We start from the raw sequence: 16737 nt of genomic DNA, 5'->3' as shown, positions 1-16737 counted from the left end.
ATGTCAGAAGAAATAATCAAAGTTGAATCAAAGCCGGTCGAAAAAAAACCCCGCCCAGCAACCCGAATTACCATCGGTACGCTTAATATTTTCCTGATGCCGGCTAAAAAAAGATTCCATAAATTTTATCACCCGCAAAAAAATAACAACTGGCTGTGGCATATTATCATTGACAGCCTGTTGGTTCTGGCGGTTATCCTTATTACTGTTTTTAATGTCTATATCTGGCTCAATCCGCCTCAATATACCAACGACATCTCAGCTTTTCTAACCTCGGCTTTCTCTCAACCGAAATTGGCAGTCGCCTTGAAAACCGGAGACGACGTTGTCAGCCCTGGCGCTAAGCTGATTTATCGCGTTAAAGTCAAAAACATCGGACGCGCCTCAGCCAAGAATATTACTGTCAATCTGCATATTGACAGCGAACTTTATTCCGGAGAAAACAAACTCACCTTTACTTCGGAACAAGCTCCGGCTTTAATAGAACTGAAACCTAACGCTGAACAAGAGGTCACCTACTCTTTTACATTGAACAAGAATTTTGTTCAGCAAACAGCCAACCAAACCCAACCCATTGTCGCTTCTTACGCCGAAGTACTGTTTTACTCCGAAGACAGTCTTAAAGAACAGGATGTAGTCAGCGATAAATCAATCCAAAAAATTAGAAGCGATATTGAACTGGAGGCCTTCAGCCGCTATCAATCAGTTGAGGGGGAACAGCTCGGCGTCGGATCCAACCCTCCTCTGGTCGGCTCAGCAACCAGCTATTGGATTTTCTTCACCGCCAACACTAACTATAATAACGTCAAAAATTTATTAGTCACCGGCCATTTGCCAGACAATGTCCGATTCACCGGCCGTTCCAGTGCCTTAAGTGAAGAAGGTATCAGCTATAATCCCAATAACAGAATGGTCACTTGGCACCTTGATCACGTAACAGCACCTACCAGTTTCTATTCTATCGTCGGCGCCTCGCTGGAAGTGGAAATCATTCCTTGGCAAAGCCAGGTCGGCCAAACGGCAACCCTAGTTGATAACATCAAATTGACCGCTACTGATTCGTTCACGGAGGAAACGGTAAAAAGGGACGTAAAGGATATCACTACAGCCACGGCTGAAGAACCTGAGAGTGGCATAGTAAAAAGTAAGTAAATTTAGATGTTATATATCAAGCTATTGACATTTGTACTATTGTTTGCTATACTGATATATCAAGTTAGGACAGTCCTAATTGATGCAAGAACGTTGAAAATAGGGAGTAAGCTTGGAAAAGGAGAAGGCGACACTGTGTGCCGCTAACTCAAGTAAACGGGTAAGCGGCAATGTTGTCGCCCCCAATCTTAGGGCAAATTCGTACCGCTAAGGCGGGAAAACAAAAAGGAGTTAAGCCCATGCGTCCCATGCGTAAGGTATCATTGTTTCTGGTTGCTTTGCTGGCCCTGTCGGCCATCGGTCTCACCGGTTGTATGCCGGATAAACTGATCGTTTCCGGCGACTTCTACGTCCGCGCGGATGACGCGCGAGATGAGGATTACTACTTGGGGTCCGTCGATTTGACCAATGAGGCCAATATGCCCATTGATTACGTCGAGGCGGACTATGCCATATGGAATGTGGACACCGTTTTTGGTAGCGGTAGGACAATCCCGTTCGACTGGACGATCAGCAAGACCGGCGCCGATCCCGAAACTTCGGCCCCGCGAGTCTGGCAGAAGGGTTCCAATCGTGCCAGCGTTAAGATGACTCTGGACGGTTCGCGCTTCGGCCTGATCTTTGATGCCGGCGTCGGCTATCGCAATAGCGAGGGCGTCGGCATTACGACTTGGACGGCGCAAAAGTCCTGCCTGATGGCAACCGATTGGTCCGGCGAGGGCGAAGGAGAAGGCGAGGGCGAAACTGCTCCCGTTATCACCGATCAGCCCGATTCTTTGTCGGCCAATATCGGCCAGCAAGTACAATTCACGGTTGGCGCCACCGGCGGTAATCTGAAATACTGCTGGCAGGATAACGGGATTGATATCACGCCCAACCAGTATTCGGGCGGAGTCAATTCGGCAAGTCTGACGATTTACTCCGTCGGAGAAATCAACGAGGGCGCCTATCGCTGCAAGGTCTGGAATAGCCAGGGATCGGTTTATTCCAATCCGGCCATTCTGACCGTTACCGGCGGTTCAACCGGCGACATCACGCCGCCGGTCATTACGCTTAACGGCGCTTCCACGATCTATTTGTCGGTGGGCGGTTCCTGGATTGATCCTGGGGCCACGGCCATAGACGCTGTAGACGGTCCCATCTACAAAATCATGGTGTCCGGCAGCGTCAATACGACGATTACCGGAACTTACTATGTCACCTACTCCGCTAGCGACAACAGCGGCAATCAGGCGTCGGTTACGCGGACGATCATTGTTGGCAGTGTCGCTCCCACCAGCGATTTGAAAATCGCCTTGACGTGGAATGGCAGTTACCTGTATTTTTCGGCCACGAACGCGCCGGCCAACGGACTTATTGGACTGGAACTCTACCAGCCCAGCAGTCCCTGGATTGAACGGGAATGTTTCTCTGTTTCGTCCGCGGGGATAGCCAATGGAACCGTCGCCAAGTTTCGAGTCGGTGTCAGCCGAACCATCCGGTTCTCGGTGGTCACCAACGCTTCCAGTGGCGGATTCGTCGCCAATGACACGGTAACGGTTACCCTAGACGGAGCGACCATACCGCTCGTCAATGACGGGAACGGCAATTGGGCTTTCCAAGCCACCGTCTAAGACCGTCTAAGTCAGTAGCACTTTCCACCACGGAGTGGCCACGATTAAACCCGTTGCCACTCTTTTTTTATCTAAAATTAGATAAAATAATTATTAGCTATTGACAATATTATAGTAATTTGCTATAATTATATATTAGTTTGAGCAACACTGCTTAGATTAAAAGTCCCTTAAAAACAAAAAAACAACAGACAAAGCCGCAAGGCAAGGAGAACCTAGAGATGAAAAAGTATGCTCTTCCCCTAATCCTCACTATGATTGTTATGTTGCCATTGCCGGCCTTCGCCACCGGCCCGTATCACTCGGCCGACGTCAATCAGGACAACGCGATTTCCCTGTCGGAACTTCTGCGCGTGATCCAGATCTTTAATATCGGCAGTTACTACGCCTGCCCAGGCGCCGGAACCGAAGACGGTTTCTGCGTGGGGAACCCCGCTGAAGGCGAGGGTGAAGGCGAGGGTGAAGGCGAGGGTGAAGGCGAAGGCGAGGAAGCGCCGCCGACGATTATTGAACACCCAAAATCGGCAACGGTTAGTGAGGGGTTTAATAAGGCCTCTTTTACCGTTGTCACCACCGGTGAAAATCTGCATTACCAGTGGTATAAAAAAGAAAAATGCAAGGGTGGAGAGGATTGCGAGGAAAAAAGTGTCTTAGAGCCGCCGATTGATGGCGCTACTCTGCCGACTTTTGAAATCCAGTACCCCCTCATGACTGACGCTCGGACGTACTTTTGCGTTGTGAGTAATGGGGCCGGAGAAGCAATCAGTAACAGTGCTTTTTTAACAGTCAATACTTGCATACCGCAAGTAACTCAACAACCCCAAGCGGTAAATGCGATTGCGGGAACGATCGCTTCCTTCAATTGCCAAGTGTTGGGCTCACCGCCCTTCGCTTACCGCTCATACCGATCCAAGGGCGCAACGATTGAAGAGATTGGAACGCAATCCGGCCCCCTTGACCAATTGCCATTGGAATTCGGCTTATCCGCGGCAGTTACCTTGACTGATGACGGCTGGAGCTACTATTTCGTTATCAGTAACGCCTATGGCACTGCCGAGACCGATCATGCCTTTTTATCGGTATCGGACGGCACGGATACGACGCCACCAGTGATTGACTTGTCGCTTTACGGTGAAACAGTATTCTTCCAAATCGGCGACCCCGGCTTTGCAGGAACACCTTACTCGGCCAGCGACGATGTTGATGGCGATCTGACCGGCGCTGTCATTCGCCATACCTACCAATATGACGGTCAAGGCGGCAACAGCGAGGTGGCCGATATTGATACCGGCGGTTTTGGGCATTACGTCATCAATTATCAAGTCAGCGATGCGGCCGGTAATCAAACCGTCGCCGTTCAGCGAGTGCTGGTAGTAAGCGATGAGCCGCTAGCCTATTTGGTGATCAGCCAGAATTCCGATTCCAGTCTGACTGCTCGAATGTTCTGTCCGCCATCCTTGTTTCCTACGCTTTTCAATCATGACGTCAATCAAGTCGGCGTGGAGTACTACTTCATCGCCGGCGGAGCACCTTGGATTGACCAGGATTGGGCGCCGGTGGATGATTCCATTTCAACCATTGAGTTGAGTAAATTCCGTGCCCCAAACTTGCGTTTCGTGTTAATCGGCGATGTTCCGATTAACTCTCAGCATCCAAACGGGATTCAATACGCTGACGCCGATCTGGTCAGAGTAGTCTGGCAGGGCGCTTTCGTCCCAATAGTGGACGGAGCCTTCGAACTGGAAATCCCAGCATAAAGCATAAAGTACCTTTGACTACCGGGCGGCGGAACTCTCATGTTCCGCCGCCTCTTACTTTTACCTAAATTTAAACAATAATCACCTTTGTTTTAGCTATTGACAAAACACTTTATATTTGATATAATTACATATCCTAAAGAAACCTATGCGTATAGCTTTTATCGGTCAAAAAGGCATTCCTACCCGCCAGGGTGGAATCGAAAAACATGTTGAGGAACTCTCCACCAGACTGGTTGAGCAGGGTTTTAACGTTACCGTTTATGGTCGACCGAGCTATACCGGTGACAACTGTAAAGAGTATGATTACCGCGGAGTCAAAATCATCCAACTCCCCTCTTTGGCTACTAAACACTTAGATGCCATCACTCACACCTTTATCGCTACTATTCATGCCTTATTTCAGAACTATGACATCATTCATTACCACGGCGTCGGCCCTTCGCTTTTATCTTTTATTCCTCGACTCTTAAAACCGCGCACCAAAGTAATCGTTACCTTCCATTGTATTGATCGCACCCATCAGAAATGGGGCCGCTTCGCCCGTTTGATTTTAGCCATCGGCGAATGGACTGCCGTTACCTTCCCTCATAAAACCATCGTCATCTCCAACATCTTAAAAAAATATTGCCTTTACCGCTTTGATAAGGAATGCCGGTATATTCCTAATGGCGTGGCCGTAATGCCACCGGAAGATGAACAATATAACTTGATCAAAAACGGCTTAGTCGCCGGCGAATACATTATCGCCGTTTCCCGCCTGGTGCCCCATAAAGGCATCCACACTTTGATCAAAGCTTACAATTCCATTGCGACTGACAAAAAATTAGTCATTATCGGGGATGGTGCCAACACTGATGCCTACGTGGCCAAAATCAAAAATCTAGCCAAAAATAACCCCAATATTATTTTGGCCGGACTAAAGTCAGGCAACGAATTAACGGCTATATTTAAAAATGCTTACTTATTCGTCCAGCCTTCGGAAGCCGAGGGTTTGTCTATTGCTTTACTGGAAGCCATGGCTTATGGCGTTCCGGCTATTATTTCTAATATTGAGGAAAATCAAGAACCGGCTGAAAGCTTAGCCTTAGAATTCATCAACAAATCCTGGGAGAGCCTGGCCAGACAACTGGAATTCGCTTTAGCTAATCCATTAGAAATAAAACACTTCGCCGACTTAGCTCAAAAACGCGCGACCACTGAATATGATTGGCAAGATATCACGCAACAGACTTCCATCCTGTATCGCGAACTGATCAAAGAAAAACAACTTGAATTATTAACTGCCAAATATAAGCATAACGGCTAAAGATTAAGCCGGGGCGGTTTATTTTGGGACAAATAATTCAAGGCTTGGACGTTACAACTCAGATCAACCTGTCTACGCCAAGAATACGGCGAGACAAAAAAGGAGACATTGTGGATATTTTACTGTTGTTAGGAATCATTACGTTTGTCATCGCGGCGATCCTCGCTCAATTGGAAAAAAATGCTAAGATTCTTACTATTGTGTTCATGACGCTGACTGTAGTAATTTTTTTCTTTTTTGGGGCAACGACATTTATCGGTAAACCAGCAGGGATGGGTAAGCTCGAATCCAATGTCGTTTATCGGGTTATAAACCAATACCAATACAAAGACGGCGAATTTATTACTACCGTCAAAACGCCGAATGACGCTTTCAGATTAATTACACGTCAAGAACCATTCCCCGCGCCGCTATTTGTTGTCAAAAAATCTTTTTGGACTGGTGCGGAAACGGTTGAAGAATTTATAGTGGAACGATAGCTGTCTGTAACAGGTAAAAAGGCCTACACCAAAATTATAAGGAGAAAAAAATGAAAGTTGAACTTTTTGTTTTTATCCGAAAAAACGGCGATGGCAGCGCATCGACTTTTTTCTTCAATACAATGGAAGAAGCGAATAATTACGCTGAGGATCAAGTCGAACGGTTTGATGACGACATTAAAAGTTCCACATTGATCTTAGACGATAATGGCAAACTTACTGAAATACCTACCTATTAGAACCTTACTTGCTCCGCGCAGCGATTTGCTGACGCGGAGTTTTATTTTGTTCTTCTTATGATTTTATGTTATAATAACATTAGCTAATCCACCTGGAAGGTGACAAACTATGCTTAACCAAAAAGATTTGGAAGAAATTTTGCTTCAAAGCAAAATTTTAGAAACCAAGCAAATCAAAGAATACTCCGACAAAGCCAGACAAGCCAATAAAAAGCTGGAGGATTTTTTGGTTGATAAAAAAATCATCGCCCCCAACTTGTTATACGAATCGGCGGCCAAATATTACGATCTGCCCTATATTGACCTCAAAAACCAAACCATCCGCAAGGATATCCTCTTTACTATTCCCGAGGTGACGGCCAGCGCCCACAAAACAATAGCTTTTGACAAGACCACCAAAGAACTCAAAGTCGCTACGTTAGATATTTCTAACATTGAACTGTTTGACTTTTTGGCTAAAAAGACCGGTTTAGAGGTTCTGCTTCATCTGACTTCCCCGGACAACATTAAAGATGCTCTCAAGCAATACCACAAAGGGCTATCGGCCGATATTAAAACAATTGAAGAAGAAGGAAGCGAAGAAAAGCCGGAGAATCTCAAATCCTTGGCCCAAGATCTGCCGGTGGTACGCATCGTAGACACGCTACTGGAATACGCCATTCTGGAAAAGGCCTCGGACATCCACATTGAACCGTCCGACCAGGACGTAGCCGTACGCTACCGCATTGACGGTATGTTACGCAAAGTCATGACCCTGCCCAAGACCGCCCACGCCGGCATTATCGCCAGAATCAAAATCCTGTCTAACTTAAAATTAGACGAACACCGCCTACCCCAAGACGGCCGTTTCAAAATAAAAAGCCAAGACTACCAAGTCTCTTTCCGTGTCTCCATTGTTCCGACTTTTGACGGCGAAAAAGCCGTCTTGCGCCTCCTACCCGATACGGCTCAGCAAATGACTTTGGAACAGCTAGGCTTTCAACCTCAATCATTAGATGTAGTTAAACGCAACATCGCCAAACCGCATGGCATGATTTTGGTTACCGGTCCGACCGGTTCCGGCAAAACCACCACCCTGTACACCATGTTGCAAGTTTTGAATAAGCCGGAAGTAAATATTTCCACGGTTGAAGACCCGATTGAATACAAAATGCCCGGCATCAACCAATGCCAGGTCCAGCCCAAAATCGGCTTCACTTTTGCTGCGGCTTTGCGTTCTTTCTTGCGCCAAGATCCGAATATCATCCTGGTCGGAGAAATCCGTGATAATGAAACCGCCGACATCGCCATAAATGCCGCCATGACCGGCCATTTGGTCTTATCCACCCTGCACACCAATGACGCGGCTACTTCCATCCCCCGCTTGACTGATATGAATGTGCCGACATTTTTAATTTCTTCAACCCTGAACTTGATTATCGCCCAACGCCTGGTCCGAAAAATCTGTAAAAACTGCATTGAAAGCTACAACTTGGACAAAAAAGGCGTTATGGAATTGGAAAAGGAATTCAATCTAAGCGAGGTGGAAAAAAGCCTGTCGAATTTGGGCATGCTAGGCAAGAAACAAAAACTCAAAGATACTTTGTTTTTCCGTGGCCGCGGCTGCCAACAATGCGATAATTCCGGTTACAAAGGACGCATCGGCATTTATGAAACATTGGAGATAAGCGACAAGATATCGGCCATGATCCTAAGCAAAGCGACACGTGATGAATTACAGAAAGCCGCAATTGAAAACGGCATGGCAACAATCATGCTGGACGGCTTTATCAAGGCTAAAACAGGCGTCACTTCCATTGAGGAAGTGCTGAGGGTAACCAAAGAATAACAAACACCTATGGCGAACTTAAATCAAATGTTCATCAATCTGCAACGCGTGCCGGAAACGGCGAAAATCTTCATGTTGCAAAACCTGTTTGTTATGATCAAAGCCGGCCTGCCGTTGGCTGACGCCTTAAATATTCTCTCAGAGCAAGGCAAGAGCGCCAAATTGAAAACGGTTCTGGGTGAAATACAACAGCAAATCCGCGGGGGCAAAAGCTTTGCCGACGCTTTGTTGCCCTATCAGCGCGATTTCGGAGAAATGTTCGTCAATATGATTGCCGCCGGCGAAGCCTCTGGTAATCTGGAAGGCGTACTGAATAATCTATACATCCAGCTCAAAAAAGATCACACCATCAAAAGCAAAATTAAAAACGCCATGATCTACCCGATCATCATCGTCTGCGCCATGATCGCCCTAAGCATTTTTGTCATGATTTATGTCCTGCCCAACATTACCTTGATGTTTAAAGATCTTGAAGCCGGCTTGCCCTTGCCCACCAAAATACTCATAACCATCAGCAACTTTGTTACAACCAATGGCTTAATCCTGGGACCGCTAATTATTCTGATTTTTATTCTCTTCTGGCGCCTCACCCGTTCCGGGCCATTACGCCTGATGTGGCATCAACTGATACTTAGAACGCCCATCGTCGGCCCGATTTCCGTCAAAATCAACATCGCCAGAATGTCCTCGGCTTTAAGCTCCCTGATCCAAACCGATATCCCCATTCCTGACAGCTTAAAAATTACCGCCAGGATAATGTCCAACGCGGTTTACCGGCAAGCGCTGATGGAGGCGTCAGAGAAAATAAAAAAGGGCATCAAACTGGCTGACGTTTTTAAACAATACAAAGTTTTTCCGGTTATTATCATCCAAATGGTGGCGGTCGGAGAAGAAACCGGTTCGCTGGATGCGGTATTAAAAAACCTGGCGGAATTTTATCAGGAGGAAGTGGAACAAACCATGGAATCGCTACCGACCATAATCGAGCCGTTACTAATGATCTTAATGGGTTTCGGTGTCGGCGGTTTGGCTATCGCCATTATTCTGCCAATCTATTCCATGACCTCGCAATTCTAACCCAGCCCCCTATACTCCCGCATCATCGCCCGAACGCGAAGATGACGGGCACATTATGCAATATGAGTAAACTAGAAAAAAAATCCTGCCCTACCGGTTCTTTAGCCGTCCGGTCCAATCTGGCCGGCTTTTCTTTATTGGAATTGGTAGTGGTAATCGCTCTGCTTGGCATTATTACCGGGGTCGGTTTGCCTTACTATCAAAGTTTCACTGTCAGCCTACAGTTGCAAGGCGCGGCGCGCGATTTGACTTCTGATTTGCGTTACGCCCAACAGCAAGCCGTTACCACTCAAGCCAACTACCGGTTGGTTTTTGACATCAACCAAAACCTCTACACCGTAGAAAACGATTCTACCGGATTACTAATAAAATCCCGCATCATCAAAAGCCCGATTATACTGGAGTCAACCACCTTAGCCTCTTCAACCGCCATTTTTAATGCCACGGGAGCGGCTGTTTCCTCGGGCAATGTCATCCTGTCCAATTCTAACGGCCGTCGTGCCACGATTGATATAAAACCCTCAGGTTATGCCCAAATCTCTTTCTCTAAATAAATCAGGTATTTCTATTTTAGAAGCTATCCTGGCTATCGCCGTTCTGGCTATGGCAATTTTGGGCATTATCCAAATTTTCCCCTTAGCCCTAAAAATGTCACGCATCGCCGAACAGACCACAGTAGCAGCCAATTTGGCCCAAGCCCAAGCTGAAACAATATACTCTTTGGATTACAACGGGATCAATACCGGCATAATTGAAGCCAGGCATCGTTTAGCCAGCGATCCGGCCAACCCTTTTTACAAATACGAGAGGCAGACAACGGTAAATTATGTTGACGGCAATCTAAACAACTCGGCTATTGATGTCGGATTAAAAAAAATTTCCATTACGATCTATTGGCTGTCCCCTTATTTGGGCAAAGAAATAACCTTCCCATTAATCTTTTTAATCAGCGAAAAATAATGCGCCAACTTCCAACTGACAATTCCGGTTTTACAATTGTAGAAATTGTGGTATCAATAACGATCGCCATAATAATTTTTTTATTGATTACTTCCACTTATGTTATTAGCCAGAACGCTTACAGCCAAACCGACGTTACGGCTGAACTGACCCAAAACGGCCGAGTCATGCTGGATCGCCTGGTGCGAGAAATCCGCCAAGCCCAACGCTTATCTAATGTTCTACCTACTGACACCTCTGATCCCGAAGCTCTGCCCAACGAAATAAAGTTCCTGGACGGTCATGATATTTCTTATAAGCATTACATCCGCTATTACCAGGAAGACAACACGCTCAAACGGCAAGTTATCGTCTATTATTTCCCGGCTTCCACCACTTACTACGTCTTGGATACGGATACTGACGTGGACGAGCCTCATAATCCCCCCTTGGCGACAACCACGGAAGACAAAATCATCGGCGAGTTCGTTGATGACGTTGAATTCTGGGGAAACAAGCTGATAAATATCAATCTTTACTTATCTAAAGATAACACCAGCCAAGTGATATACACGGCGGTATTCGGCCGGAACTTATGAAAAAAATATTTAATCTTAAATCTGCCAGTCAGCGAATCAATCACCATTGCTCCAGTGGGTTTGTTTTGGTAACCTCGATTTTTGTCATGCTACTGCTGTTATCGTTGGGTATATTTGTCGCTTCCTTTGTTCTGACCGAATTGCATATCGCTAACAGTCAAGCGGCCTCGGTCCAAAACTATTATTTGGCGGAAAGCGGCGTGGCCGAAGCGGTTTGGCGAATCAAAAACGACGCCACTTGGAAAAGCCAGTTTGAAGGCACTGATGATTGGAATATAACCTATACTCGGCCCGCGGCTCTATATGATAACGGCAGTTACGCCATCAATATCAAAAACAGTTCCCGCGGTCGCGGGGAAGTAAACGTTACCAGTACCTTGGCCCTAAGCGGCGGTTCTTCCCGGCGGGTCATTAAAACCCTGATCTACAAAGCTCTGGGCGAGAGTTTGGTCGGCAACAATGGCGAATACGCCGACGGTAATATTGACATGTCCGGATCCAACCTGGCAATTGTTAACGGCGGTTTTTTCTCCAACCTGAATGTTATCATTAATTTCTGGAGCACTATTAATGCCGATAAGCAAGTCCAGGCTGTCGGTAATATAAATATCGGCAGTAAATCCATGCTTAACGCCACGGAAATCCATTCCCATAACATCAACCCGCCGGAACCTGACCCGCTGGCTATGCCGGCAGTATCCTTTGATAACCCCAGCGATCCCGATTCTTATAAGGCTCGAGCTAATAACATCTATACCGCCAGCCAATTTGACACCCTGCTCTGGAACAACCGAGGCGGTACCCTGACTTTAAACGGCATCACTTATGTTACCGGCGATGTTTCTATCCGAGGCAACAATAATTTAATCATTAACGGCGTCTTAATCGCCGACGGCGATATTGAATTAGGCGCCAACACTCTGTTATGTTGTTGGGGACTTAACTGCGGCCGCAGCCACATTACCATTAACCGCGTCGGCTCCACTACTCCGGCCGGAATTTTAAGTAAAAGGAATATTAGCTTTGAACTTTGTTTAGACAGTTTTTCCGGTAATGGACTGATTTATGCCAATGATAAAATAAATATCCTAAGTTTACCATACAGTATTGCCGTAACCGGCGGCTTGGTCTCGCGCAAAATCACTCTGACCAGTATCTGGCAAGCCATGACTATTGTCTATGACAACAGCGTCGTCAATTATACTTTGGGCGACCCGCAATTCTCGCCGATCGTAACCGTTGAACACTGGGAGGAAGAATACTAAAACCAATTACGAATTAAAAATTACGAATTATAAATCTAACTGCTAATACTGCTGATTGCAGTATTCTTGAAAAATTATATTGATTATCAACAATGAATTATTATAATTATCAAAAAAATGTTATAATTAATACAATATTATTTTAATTAGTAATTAGCAATTTGAAACCTGCTTGCCGATAAACAAGCTCGTAATTAATTAACCATGTCTTTTTTTTCCACTAACGAATTAGCTTTCGGCTTGGATGTCTCTGACCATTTCTTGCGACTGATCCAGCTTAAGCGTTTCGGCAAAAAAATCAAAATCCAATTGTTCAACGAAGTTAAACTGCCGCCGCAAACCGTGGTGAGCGGAAATGTTGTCAATAGCCAATATTTTGTCCAAACACTAAAACAACTCGTTGGCACCAAGCGCGGGCTGGGCGGATTAAGCAATGAAGCCGTCGTAGCCCTACCTCAAGCCGGCACCTTCCTAAAAACTCTGGAAATCGCCGCCACCAACGAGGAAGAACTCTTACCTAAAATTGAAGAGCTCTTACCGCAAAGCCTGCCTCTGGCACTGGAAGAAATTTATTATGATTGGCAAGTCATCAAAAACCAGGAAGGAGTCTACACTATATTAGTCGGAGCCGCCCCGCGAGCTTTGGTTGATTCATATTCTTCCGCCCTTAACAGTCTGGGTATCTTGCCAGTCGTGTTCGAAATCGAAGCCATTGCCATCGCTAGACTACTGATTGAAAACGCTAGCGATATTCGGCCACAAATTATCGCTGATTTGGGAGCTAATCGTAGCAGTTTAATCCTTTGCGAAGGAGCTGATGTCAAATTCAACGTCACCCTGGCTCTATCGGGCAAACAGATTGATCAATATATCGCCGAATCATTAGAGTTGGATCTGGAAAAAGCCGAGCAGGCCAAGATTATTTGCGGCCTAAGCCGAGACAAGTGCCATGGTGCCGTCCTGGAACTGCTCACACCACTGATTGACGAATTAGCGACCCAAATACTTCACGCCGTTGATTTCTACCAAAATAATTTCTCTTCTCCTGGCCTGATTGAACAGATTCAGCTCTGTGGCGGATTATCCGGATTAACCGGCTTGAATCGGGAAATCCAAAACCGCCTCAATACTCCGGTCGTTATCGCCGAACCATTCAAAAACATCGTCAACCCCGACCCTCATTACTTCACGGCCGAGAAATACCAATCTTTTGTTCCGGCCATCGGCCTAGCACTAAGGGGTTTGTCTCCCAAAACTTTTTATGATCACAATCAGGCTTAACTTGGTCCCGCCCAAGCAAAAAGACCAATTAAAAAACAGCCGTCTCTACCAAGCCGTCCAGGAGTCGTTGACTTTGCTGTTTTTATTCGCCGCTATTATCAGTATTTTGCTTTTAGTCTCACGTTATTTCTTAGAACAGCAACTAAATGAAATGATCACCCAGAATGCCGCCAATATCTATTCCAACCAATTGGTCGCCAAAAAAATTAATGCCTTGAATCAGGAGATCAACGCCTCCTTAGGCATACAAAAAAACTACCAACCGGTAACCCCGATCATTTCAGCCATCTCTTATACCCTACCGGCCAACGTCGCCATCAGCAGTTTGCGCTTCTTCCGCCAAGAAAGCCGAATAGAATTCTCCGGCAGTACCAAAACTCGGGATAATCTGATGAAATTCAAAAGTTATTTAGACAAAGCCGATTGGCTTAGCGATGCCGAAATTCCTTTGTCCGCCCTGGTGCCCAAAGAAAACAACGCTTTCAGTATCAAGGCCAATGTCAACTATCAGGCGTTAACACCTACTAACGTATGTCCCGAATCAAAATAAACAAAAAAATAATTTGGGCGTTTGTCCTATTCTTGGCTGGGACGACTTTGATTATTGTTATTATTTATCCCACAGCCAACAAGATCATCACCATCCGCCAAGAAATACTCAAGGAACGCCAAGATCTGGAAAAAAAGCTGGCCATGGGCCTTAACGCCAATAAAATAAAAGAAGAAACCGATGCTGTAGAAAAAATAATGCCCAGGTTGCGCCAGGTTTATATCAAACCGGGACAAGAATTGGAATTTCTTAACTATCTAGATAATTTGGCTGCCAAAAACAGTTTGATCATAGACATTAAACCTGACTTCACCGGCAAAGCTCTTTCTCCGGAAGTTACCCGTCTGCCAATCGAACTTATCATTTCCGGAAAATTTGAAAGTGTTTTGACGGCTCTGAATGAACTGGAACGGCGAGAAACTTATTTTATAATTGACGTCTTAAGCTTAACGGCGCAAAACGACGGCTTAGTAGCCGCCGCCGTCAGCGGCAATATCTATCGGCAAGAAAACAAAATCGCCACCACCAAATAATATGGGCTTAATGGAAAAAATAAAAAATATAACCCAAGTAAAGACTGAAACAGGAGAAGCTGGTCTGCCGGTTTCAAATAAAGCCAAAACCAACAAAATCAAGTTGGATTGGTTCTGGCTGGCCAGATTAATGTACCCCCTGACCATAGTCGCTATTATTATTATTCTGTTTGCTGTCATGTCTTTCTTGTATCAAGAGGTCTACCAGACAGCGACCCAAATGGATATGTTAGCCGGATTAAAAAGCAAAGTTATAGAAGTCCAAATCAATGGCAATTCCTTAAACCAAATCAAAGAACTGTTATGCCGCAAAACTTCTACGCCGGCTGTTTGGCCCTTCAAAAACCCTTTTGTTTTTTCGCAAATTGATCCGCCTCTACGACCATCAAATGATTCTTGGTCTTTAACTGTTATTAATAACCTGATTAACACCAGTACTGTTTCTTCTACTGCGGCTTCTTCCACCACCAAAACTACCACTACCATTAAGAATTAAAAATTAATCAAACAGATTATCAGCCGGGGGACATATAAATCGCACAAAAAGACGCCGAAATTCCGGCGTCTTTTTTTCTTTTATCTTAGCTAAAATAGGCTACATATTAAATATAACGGGCTACTTTAAGGCTATTTTAACGGCGACATGGCGCGGAGCTTGTCCACAATCGGCGGCAACTCTTTGAGTAAAGCGTCAATGTCAGCCTTTTTGGAATAACGGCCCAAAGTAACCCTGAGTGAGCCATGGGCAACCTCCGGTCGCAAACTAATAGCCAGAAGCACATGGCTGGGTTCCAGTGATCCGGACGAACAGGCCGAGCCCGTAGAAACGCAAATGCCTTTTTGCGACAACATCAATAAGACGCTCTCCCCTTCCACGCCCTCAATTACAAAACTGGCGTTATTGGGTAAACGCTTAACCGGGTCTCCGGTAACTCGGCACTTTTTAATTTTCTTCGGCAAACTCTTCAGCAGATAATCCCTTAGCTTCTTTATTTCCTTAATTTCCTTAACTCTAATCTTTTTGTCAGCGATAAGCTCAACAGCTTTGCCTAAGCCGACGATACCCGGAACGTTATAAGTGCCGGAACGGACTTGGCCTTGCTGGCCGCCGCCATAAAACAATGGTTTTAATGGCGTGCCCTTCTTAACAAACAATACTCCCATTCCTTTAGGGCCATAAATCTTATGAGCGGAAAAAGAAAGCAAGTCAACCCGCAGTTTAGCCACATCACAATCAAGATAAGCCGGAGCCTGAGTAGCATCGGTATGGAAATAAATCTTCTGTCGACGCTTCTCATTTAACTCGCTGATTATCCGACCGATCTCCTCTATCGGCTGGATTACACCGATTTCATTATTGGCCAGCATAAGGGAAACAAAAATCGTATTGTCTTTAATGGCCTTTTGCAATTCCAGCGGATCAATTATTCCATTTTCACCAACCGTCAAAAAAGTCACTTCCACGCCGGCTTTTTCCAAATGTTTGGCCGGCTCTAAGATGGCATCGTGTTCAATGGCCGAGACGATTACGTGGGGTTTCCGGCCTGACTTTTCAACAAATCCCTGGGACAGCACGCCTTTGATTACTCCCAGAACAGCCAAATTATCGCTCTCGGTCGCGCCGGAAGTAAAATAAACCTCGTCAGCCAAGCAATTCAAAAACTTAGCCACTGTGGCTCTGGCAGAATCAACGGCTTTAGCGGCAGAAATTCCGGCTTGATGCAAGGAACTGGCATTGCCAAAATTGATGCTAAAATATGGCGCCATGGCCCTGGCGACTTTCGGATCAACCGGCGCAGTCGCGGCATAATCAAGATAGATTTGTTTTTGAGGCATAAATTTATAACCTATAGTACTTGGCTAATGGCTTAGATTAAAAGCAAAAGTTAAACATTTTCAATTTCTTTGACCTCAGGCACGCGTTCCATCACCACTTTGCCGATTCCCTCTTTCAAAGTAATCGCCGACATGGGACAGCTGTGGCAAGCGCCTTGCAGACGCACTGTTAATTTGCCTGATTCTTCATCAAAAGAAACAAACTCCACATCACCGCCGTCCATTTGCAAATGCGGTCTGACCTCATCCAACACTGTTTTGATTTTTTGTTCTAACATAT

Annotated in this window: 18 protein-coding genes; 16 read left to right on the top strand and 2 right to left on the bottom strand. The window is 45.6% G+C overall.

The annotated features are described in order from the left end of the window. From WC473_05005 to WC473_04930, 16 genes are all read left to right on the top strand, one after another. Complete coding sequence (locus WC473_05005) at positions 1-1152, top strand: CARDB domain-containing protein (GenBank protein MFA5125146.1); 1152 nt, start codon at positions 1-3, stop codon at positions 1150-1152. A gap of 170 nt (positions 1153-1322) precedes the next feature. Then, positions 1323-2765: an immunoglobulin-like domain-containing protein gene (locus tag WC473_05000; protein MFA5125145.1), complete on the top strand. Its 1443-nt coding sequence runs from the start codon at positions 1323-1325 to the stop codon at positions 2763-2765. A 221-nt stretch (positions 2766-2986) separates the two neighbouring features. Then, positions 2987-4522, top strand: a complete 1536-nt coding sequence (locus WC473_04995; GenBank protein MFA5125144.1) for a hypothetical protein — start codon at positions 2987-2989, stop codon at positions 4520-4522. A gap of 148 nt (positions 4523-4670) precedes the next feature. After that, positions 4671-5831, top strand: coding sequence for a glycosyltransferase family 4 protein (locus WC473_04990; protein MFA5125143.1), 1161 nt, complete (start codon positions 4671-4673; stop codon positions 5829-5831). Between the two features lie 23 nt (positions 5832-5854). After that, the gene (locus WC473_04985; GenBank protein MFA5125142.1) at positions 5855-6310 is read left to right on the top strand and encodes a hypothetical protein; all 456 of its coding nucleotides are present in this window, start codon (positions 5855-5857) and stop codon (positions 6308-6310) included. A 50-nt stretch (positions 6311-6360) separates the two neighbouring features. Beyond that, positions 6361-6549 carry a hypothetical protein gene (locus WC473_04980; protein MFA5125141.1) on the top strand — a complete coding sequence of 63 codons (189 nt, stop codon included), beginning with the start codon at positions 6361-6363 and terminating at the stop codon, positions 6547-6549. A gap of 109 nt (positions 6550-6658) precedes the next feature. Further along, on the top strand, positions 6659-8377 hold the full coding sequence (locus WC473_04975) for an ATPase, T2SS/T4P/T4SS family (GenBank protein ID MFA5125140.1): 1719 nt from the start codon (positions 6659-6661) through the stop codon (positions 8375-8377). Positions 8378-8386: 9 nt separating this feature from the next. After that, positions 8387-9454: a type II secretion system F family protein gene (locus WC473_04970; protein MFA5125139.1), complete on the top strand. Its 1068-nt coding sequence runs from the start codon at positions 8387-8389 to the stop codon at positions 9452-9454. Between the two features lie 62 nt (positions 9455-9516). After that, entirely contained in the window at positions 9517-10008 is a 492-nt protein-coding gene (locus tag WC473_04965) for a GspH/FimT family pseudopilin (GenBank protein ID MFA5125138.1), read from the top strand. After that, positions 9983-10414 carry a hypothetical protein gene (locus WC473_04960; protein ID MFA5125137.1) on the top strand — a complete coding sequence of 144 codons (432 nt, stop codon included), beginning with the start codon at positions 9983-9985 and terminating at the stop codon, positions 10412-10414. Before WC473_04965 ends, WC473_04960 begins: the two co-directional genes overlap by 26 nt. Then, on the top strand, positions 10414-10992 hold the full coding sequence (locus tag WC473_04955; GenBank protein ID MFA5125136.1) for a hypothetical protein: 579 nt from the start codon (positions 10414-10416) through the stop codon (positions 10990-10992). Before WC473_04960 ends, WC473_04955 begins: the two co-directional genes overlap by 1 nt. Then, positions 10989-12257, top strand: a complete 1269-nt coding sequence (locus tag WC473_04950; GenBank protein MFA5125135.1) for a hypothetical protein — start codon at positions 10989-10991, stop codon at positions 12255-12257. Before WC473_04955 ends, WC473_04950 begins: the two co-directional genes overlap by 4 nt. Positions 12258-12461: 204 nt before the next feature. Further along, positions 12462-13538 carry a type IV pilus assembly protein PilM gene (gene pilM / locus WC473_04945; GenBank protein MFA5125134.1) on the top strand — a complete coding sequence of 359 codons (1077 nt, stop codon included), beginning with the start codon at positions 12462-12464 and terminating at the stop codon, positions 13536-13538. Beyond that, the gene (locus tag WC473_04940; GenBank protein ID MFA5125133.1) at positions 13519-14088 is read left to right on the top strand and encodes a hypothetical protein; all 570 of its coding nucleotides are present in this window, start codon (positions 13519-13521) and stop codon (positions 14086-14088) included. The genes pilM and WC473_04940 overlap by 20 nt, the downstream gene beginning before the upstream one ends. After that, positions 14070-14621: a hypothetical protein gene (locus tag WC473_04935; protein ID MFA5125132.1), complete on the top strand. Its 552-nt coding sequence runs from the start codon at positions 14070-14072 to the stop codon at positions 14619-14621. Before WC473_04940 ends, WC473_04935 begins: the two co-directional genes overlap by 19 nt. Positions 14622-14631: 10 nt before the next feature. Continuing rightward, a complete protein-coding gene (locus WC473_04930; protein ID MFA5125131.1) occupies positions 14632-15117 on the top strand; it encodes a hypothetical protein in 486 nt (161 codons plus the stop codon). 131 nt (positions 15118-15248) lie between these two features. Here WC473_04930 and WC473_04925 read toward each other — a convergent pair whose 3' ends face one another. Both WC473_04925 and WC473_04920 read right to left on the bottom strand, forming a co-directional pair. Then, complete coding sequence (locus WC473_04925; GenBank protein ID MFA5125130.1) at positions 15249-16457, bottom strand: cysteine desulfurase family protein; 1209 nt, start codon at positions 16455-16457, stop codon at positions 15249-15251. Positions 16458-16507: 50 nt separating this feature from the next. After that, positions 16508-16735: a NifU family protein gene (locus WC473_04920; protein MFA5125129.1), complete on the bottom strand. Its 228-nt coding sequence runs from the start codon at positions 16733-16735 to the stop codon at positions 16508-16510. Positions 16736-16737 lie beyond the last annotated feature (2 nt).

Source organism: Patescibacteria group bacterium, from assembly GCA_041650895.1.
In the GTDB taxonomy this organism is placed as follows: Bacteria; Patescibacteriota; Patescibacteriia; order 2-01-FULL-39-33; family 2-01-FULL-39-33; genus CAISTG01.
This window is presented reverse-complemented; position numbering and strand designations above follow the sequence as displayed.

Coding starts and splice junctions, on each gene's coding strand:
- WC473_04920 (MFA5125129.1), bottom strand. CDS start 16,735: ATGTTAGAACAAAAAATCAAAACAGTGTTGGATGAGGTCAGACCGCAT.
- WC473_04950 (MFA5125135.1), top strand. CDS start 10,989: ATGAAAAAAATATTTAATCTTAAATCTGCCAGTCAGCGAATCAATCAC.
- WC473_04975 (MFA5125140.1), top strand. CDS start 6,659: ATGCTTAACCAAAAAGATTTGGAAGAAATTTTGCTTCAAAGCAAAATT.
- WC473_04990 (MFA5125143.1), top strand. CDS start 4,671: ATGCGTATAGCTTTTATCGGTCAAAAAGGCATTCCTACCCGCCAGGGT.
- WC473_04980 (MFA5125141.1), top strand. CDS start 6,361: ATGAAAGTTGAACTTTTTGTTTTTATCCGAAAAAACGGCGATGGCAGC.
- WC473_04995 (MFA5125144.1), top strand. CDS start 2,987: ATGAAAAAGTATGCTCTTCCCCTAATCCTCACTATGATTGTTATGTTG.
- pilM (MFA5125134.1), top strand. CDS start 12,462: ATGTCTTTTTTTTCCACTAACGAATTAGCTTTCGGCTTGGATGTCTCT.
- WC473_04970 (MFA5125139.1), top strand. CDS start 8,387: ATGGCGAACTTAAATCAAATGTTCATCAATCTGCAACGCGTGCCGGAA.
- WC473_04965 (MFA5125138.1), top strand. CDS start 9,517: ATGAGTAAACTAGAAAAAAAATCCTGCCCTACCGGTTCTTTAGCCGTC.
- WC473_04930 (MFA5125131.1), top strand. CDS start 14,632: ATGGAAAAAATAAAAAATATAACCCAAGTAAAGACTGAAACAGGAGAA.
- WC473_04960 (MFA5125137.1), top strand. CDS start 9,983: ATGCCCAAATCTCTTTCTCTAAATAAATCAGGTATTTCTATTTTAGAA.
- WC473_05000 (MFA5125145.1), top strand. CDS start 1,323: ATGTTGTCGCCCCCAATCTTAGGGCAAATTCGTACCGCTAAGGCGGGA.
- WC473_04935 (MFA5125132.1), top strand. CDS start 14,070: ATGTCCCGAATCAAAATAAACAAAAAAATAATTTGGGCGTTTGTCCTA.
- WC473_05005 (MFA5125146.1), top strand. CDS start 1: ATGTCAGAAGAAATAATCAAAGTTGAATCAAAGCCGGTCGAAAAAAAA.
- WC473_04940 (MFA5125133.1), top strand. CDS start 13,519: ATGATCACAATCAGGCTTAACTTGGTCCCGCCCAAGCAAAAAGACCAA.
- WC473_04925 (MFA5125130.1), bottom strand. CDS start 16,457: ATGCCTCAAAAACAAATCTATCTTGATTATGCCGCGACTGCGCCGGTT.
- WC473_04955 (MFA5125136.1), top strand. CDS start 10,414: ATGCGCCAACTTCCAACTGACAATTCCGGTTTTACAATTGTAGAAATT.